The 4,663-nt window shown below is 55.7% G+C and carries 5 protein-coding genes; all 5 read right to left on the reverse strand.

The window, feature by feature from the left end:
* Window positions 1-151: 151 nt before the first annotated feature.
* Entirely contained in the window at window positions 152-1,273 is a 1,122-nt protein-coding gene (gene rseP, locus ACILQA_RS09880; protein ID WP_395629540.1) for an RIP metalloprotease RseP, read from the reverse strand.
* Window positions 1,263-2,429 (reverse strand): 1-deoxy-D-xylulose-5-phosphate reductoisomerase, encoded by a 1,167-nt coding sequence (locus ACILQA_RS09885; protein ID WP_395629541.1) that lies wholly within the window; start codon window positions 2,427-2,429, stop codon window positions 1,263-1,265. Before ACILQA_RS09885 ends, rseP begins: the two co-directional genes overlap by 11 nt.
* A gap of 2 nt (window positions 2,430-2,431) precedes the next feature.
* Entirely contained in the window at window positions 2,432-3,169 is a 738-nt protein-coding gene (locus tag ACILQA_RS09890; protein WP_395629542.1) for a phosphatidate cytidylyltransferase, read from the reverse strand.
* On the reverse strand, window positions 3,166-3,885 hold the full coding sequence (uppS, locus tag ACILQA_RS09895) for a polyprenyl diphosphate synthase (RefSeq protein ID WP_395629543.1): 720 nt from the start codon (window positions 3,883-3,885) through the stop codon (window positions 3,166-3,168). The genes ACILQA_RS09890 and uppS overlap by 4 nt, the downstream gene beginning before the upstream one ends.
* Window positions 3,886-4,036: 151 nt before the next feature.
* Window positions 4,037-4,594, reverse strand: coding sequence for a ribosome recycling factor (gene frr, locus ACILQA_RS09900; protein ID WP_324477378.1), 558 nt, complete (start codon window positions 4,592-4,594; stop codon window positions 4,037-4,039).
* Window positions 4,595-4,663: the final 69 nt, after the last annotated feature.

The following is a 4,663-nucleotide window of genomic DNA, read 5'->3' on the forward strand; positions in this document are numbered from 1 at the left end:
AAAATGCCAACGCTTTTGAGGTTGCCGAAAGGTCTACTTTTCATTGTCATCCGATCTGATGTCCGGGCCCCACCGGGAGTTGGCTTATTGCCGCTAAAACGGTTTTGCGTCCCTGCCCCATGCAGCGTCCGCAATCAAGTATGCAATGCCTTTAGCCGCTTTCAAAAAGCCCGAAAGACGCAAGGTCATTAAATGTCACCATAAGCATGAACGCCGCTAACATCGCAAAACCTGCACGAAAAGCCCACTCCTGCACCTGCGGTGTTGCTGGGCGCCTGCGTATCGCCTCAATTCCGTAGAGCAAAAGATGTCCTCCATCGAGCATCGGGATTGGCAGCAAATTGATGAACCCCAAGTTAATCGAGATCAGCGCAGCAAGGCTTATGAACGTCAATATGCCAAGGGTCATCGCTTCGCCGGAAACTTTTGCGATTTTCAATGGCCCGCCAAGTTCAGAAAGCGGACGTCGGCCCGAAATAATCTGCCCAAGGCCAATCATCTGCTGACGCAAGACATTACCTGTTTGCAAGACAGCGGCCCATGGCGCCTCCAATATCCCGACTTCACGGACTTCCACCTTGCTGGCGCCAACGCCAATGCGGCCAATACGGTATTCGTTGCCAAAGCGATCAACTTCTTTGACTTCGGCCACGACGGTTTCTTTTACCAACCGCTCGCCATTGCGTTCGATCTCGATGACGGCACGCTCACCGGGGATCATAATGCTCTCATTGGCCATCTGGTTAAAGGTTTCGATGCTGCGTCCGTTAAATTTTAGGACTCGGTCGCCTGGCATCAGGCCCGCGACGGCAGCAGGGCTTCCGGGTTGGACGACGTCCAATACAGGCGGTGTAACGGACTTCCCGAACGCCAGCAGAAAGCCCATGAAGATCAATATCGCGAGCAAGAAGTTCACCGCGGGTCCAGCAAACACGATCAACGCGCGCTGCCACAACGTCTTGGACTGAAAAGTCTGGTTGCGTTCGGCCTCGGGCAGTTGCCGCCAGCTGTCATCGGCTTGGCTTGACGGGTTCATGTCACCTGCGAATTGAACAAATCCGCCCAATGGCAACAATCCAATGCGCCACAACGTGCCGCGCTTATCCACCCTGCCCCAAATTTGCGGGCCAAAACCGACAGAAAATTTGTCGGCCTTCACACCGAACCAGCGGCCGACGAAATAATGCCCAAGTTCATGCACAACGACCAAAGACCCGATCAGCGCGATGAACGCGATCAGGGTCAAAAAGATATTGGGTGATTCAGTTGCCACGCGTCAATGCCTCCAATTCGTGCTGCGCATAAATCCGCGCATCTGCATCTATGCTGAACAGATCGTCCAAGTTTGTGGGCGCTGCCGGTGCATAGGCCGTCAATGTTGCCTCCACCACATTTGCGATATCCAGAAAGCCAATCTGGCCGTTCAAAAACGCTTCGACAGCCACTTCATTGGCGGCGTTCAGGATGGCCGGCTTCGCGCCGCCCTCGGTAATTGCCGCGCGGGCCAAGCGCAGCGAAGGAAAGCGCACCATGTCGGGCTGCTCGAACGTCAGCTGGCCAATGGTCGCAAGATCCAGCGGCTTGCAGTTCGTGGCCATACGTTCCGGCCATGCCAGCGCGCTGGCGATGGGTATGCGCATGTCTGGCGAACCAAGCTGCGCCAGCGTCGAACAATCGTCATACTCCACCATCGAATGGATGACCGATTGCGGATGAACCAAAATGTCGAGCTTACCGAGCCCGACGGGAAACAGATGATATGCCTCAATCAGCTCAAGGCCCTTGTTCATCATCGTCGCGGAATCGACGCTTATCTTTGCGCCCATGTCCCAATTGGGATGCGCGACCGCCTGCGCCGGTGTAACCATGCGCATCTGGTCAAGCGAGAACGACCGAAACGGGCCACCGCTTGCGGTCAGCGTGATTTTGCGCACATGTTCCAGCTTGCTTCCGGCGAGACACTGGAAAATGGCATTATGCTCGCTATCCACGGGCAGTAACGCCGCGCCTGACTGCCGCACCGCGGCCATCATCAGAGCGCCTGCCGAAACCAGCGCTTCTTTATTGGCAAGCGCAACGGTTTTGCCCGCCTGTATCGCGGCCATGGTAGGCGGCAGTCCAGCGCAGCCCACGATAGATGCCATCGTCCAGTCGACATCACGCTGCGCCGCCTCAACGAGCGCCTGCGCGCCTGCAGCCGCTTCGATGCCCGTGCCTTGCAACGCATCTTTCAGCGCCGGATAGGCAGCCTCATCAGCAACCACCGCCAGCTCTGCGCCGAATTCAATAGCAAGCGCTGCAAGCGCGGAAGCATTGCCATTGGCGGTCAGGGCAATGACGCGATAGGCGTCACGATGCTGACGCACGAGATCAAGGGTGGAGAGCCCCACAGAGCCAGTTGCCCCGAATATCGAAACGCTGCGTGTCATCTCTAACTGCCCATTGCGCTTTGCGAAACGGTGACCAGCCCGGCAACAAATGCGACCGCAATCAATCCATCGGTACGATCAAACAAGCCACCATGCCCGGGGATAAGCCGTCCAGAATCCTTTACCCCTGCCCGTCGCTTCATCCAGCTTTCGAAAAAATCACCGATTTGCGCAACAACGGCAAGTGCAGCGCCGGTCACAGCAAGGCGCGGCCAACCATAAGTCAGATAAACGTCGCCATCCCCAGCGTTGCCACCCCTGAATGCGTAAATCGCGGCCTGAATAGCGATCATCATCAAGCCAGCGCCCACCATTCCACCCAGCAAACCAGACCATGTTTTGGATGGGCTGATGCGTGGAGCGATTTTTGGCCCGCTTAATGTCCGCCCCGCGAAATATGCGCCGACATCGGTTCCGATGACTCCTGCAATCAGCATGATCGTGGGGGTCATTCCAAAAAACGGCGCGCTAAACAGCAATAAAGTGAAGCAAGCCAGGCCAACGTATAAAAGCCCGCCCGCAAGCCAGATGATACGCGCAGGCATATTGCGGGCAAACGCAAGCGCGAGCTTTGCAAATTCCCAATATACGCCCAATCCAACCAGAACGATCAGCGCCATAAACGCATAGCCGCCCAGCCAGATCGCGCCGATAGCAACCGACATCATGGCAACGCTCGACAATGTCCGCACGCCCAAGTCGGAACGCGGCTTCAGCAACGGAACGATCTTATCAGTCATCGACCACCATAACGTCGCTCACGCGTCGAAAACTCTGACAAAGCTTGCGCAAGCTCATCCTTGCTGAAATCGGGCCACAGCGTGTCTGTAAACCAGAACTCGGCATAGGCTGCTTGCCACAGCATAAAGTTCGATAAGCGTTGCTCGCCCGATGTCCGGATCAACAGGTCTAGCGGCGGCAGACCCGCGGTGTCCAAATTGGCTTCAATCGATTCCGCCGTAATATCACCCTGCGCAGCGGCGGAACGGGCCGCGCGCACAAGCTCGTCCTGACCGCCATAGTTCAACGCGACGGCCAGCGTCGTGCGTGTATTCTGTGACGTTCGGGCAATCGACTCTTCAAGCATGTCCACAATATCGGGCGCTAATGCTTTGTAATTGCCTATTATCTTTAAACGCACATCGTTCGCCGCAAATTCATCGAGATCAGATTTGATGAATTCGCGCATCAACCCCATCAGGTCGTTGATTTCATCTTCGGGACGTTTCCAGTTTTCGCTCGAAAAAGCATAGAGGCTAAGCGCTTCCAAACCCAACTCACCGGCTGCACGCACGATTTTCCGAACGGTCTCAACGCCTTTTTTATGCCCCATCGCGCGCGGCAACATGCGTTTTTTCGCCCAGCGCCCGTTACCATCCATAATGATGGCCACATGCCGCGGCATTTTTCCGGTGCCGGCCTCAATGCGCTCAGGTTGGGAACCAGAGGTCAGCATTATGATTGACCTGCCGACCCGCAAAGCATTGTCGCCCCCGACTTGATCGAGGGTCCATGGTCTAAGCCATCAGCGTTCACTGACAACTTTGGCCATGGATTCCCGCTTTCGCGGGAATGACACAATCTAGATGGAGGGACTTGCGCCAATATCACTGGCTAAGGATTTCCTTTTCCTTGTGCGCAGCGGCGTCATCAACGGCCTTGATCATCTCGTCGGTCATCTTCTGAACTTCAGTTTCAAGCCGCTTGCGATCGTCCTCGCTGATTTCCTTCTTATTCTCATCGGTCTTCAGCCCGTCATTGGCATCGCGCCGCACGTTGCGGATCGCGATCTTCGCCTTTTCTGCATATTGGCCGGCAAGCTTAGCCAGCTCTTTGCGGCGCTCTTCGGTCAAATCGGGGATAGGCAGACGCAGCGTCTGGCCATCGGTAATCGGGTTCAGGCCAAGGCCTGCCGAACGAATAGCCTTTTCAACGGGGGTCACGTTTGAACGGTCCCAAACCTGCACCGATAACAAGCGCGGCTCAGGCGCGCTGACCGTTGCAACTTGGCTCAACGGCATGTGTGAGCCATAAACTTCGACCACTACAGGATCGAGCAAGGTCACATTCGCACGGCCCGTGCGCAAACCGGAAAGGTCGCTCTTAAAAGAATCAACAGCGCCTTTCATGCGGCGCTCGACATCAGTCTTGTCATATTGCGGCATGATTCAATTTCCTTCGCTTGTTACCACAGTAGAAGTGCCGCTTCCGTCCAGCACTTTCAAAATATTGCC

Origin of the sequence: Sphingorhabdus sp. (assembly GCF_044239005.1) — a bacterium.
Taxonomy (GTDB): Bacteria; Pseudomonadota; Alphaproteobacteria; order Sphingomonadales; family Sphingomonadaceae; genus Sphingorhabdus_B.

Coding starts and splice junctions, on each gene's coding strand:
- ACILQA_RS09885 (WP_395629541.1), bottom strand. CDS start 2,429: ATGACACGCAGCGTTTCGATATTCGGGGCAACTGGCTCTGTGGGGCTC.
- ACILQA_RS09890 (WP_395629542.1), bottom strand. CDS start 3,169: ATGACTGATAAGATCGTTCCGTTGCTGAAGCCGCGTTCCGACTTGGGC.
- uppS (WP_395629543.1), bottom strand. CDS start 3,885: ATGCTGACCTCTGGTTCCCAACCTGAGCGCATTGAGGCCGGCACCGGA.
- frr (WP_324477378.1), bottom strand. CDS start 4,594: ATGCCGCAATATGACAAGACTGATGTCGAGCGCCGCATGAAAGGCGCT.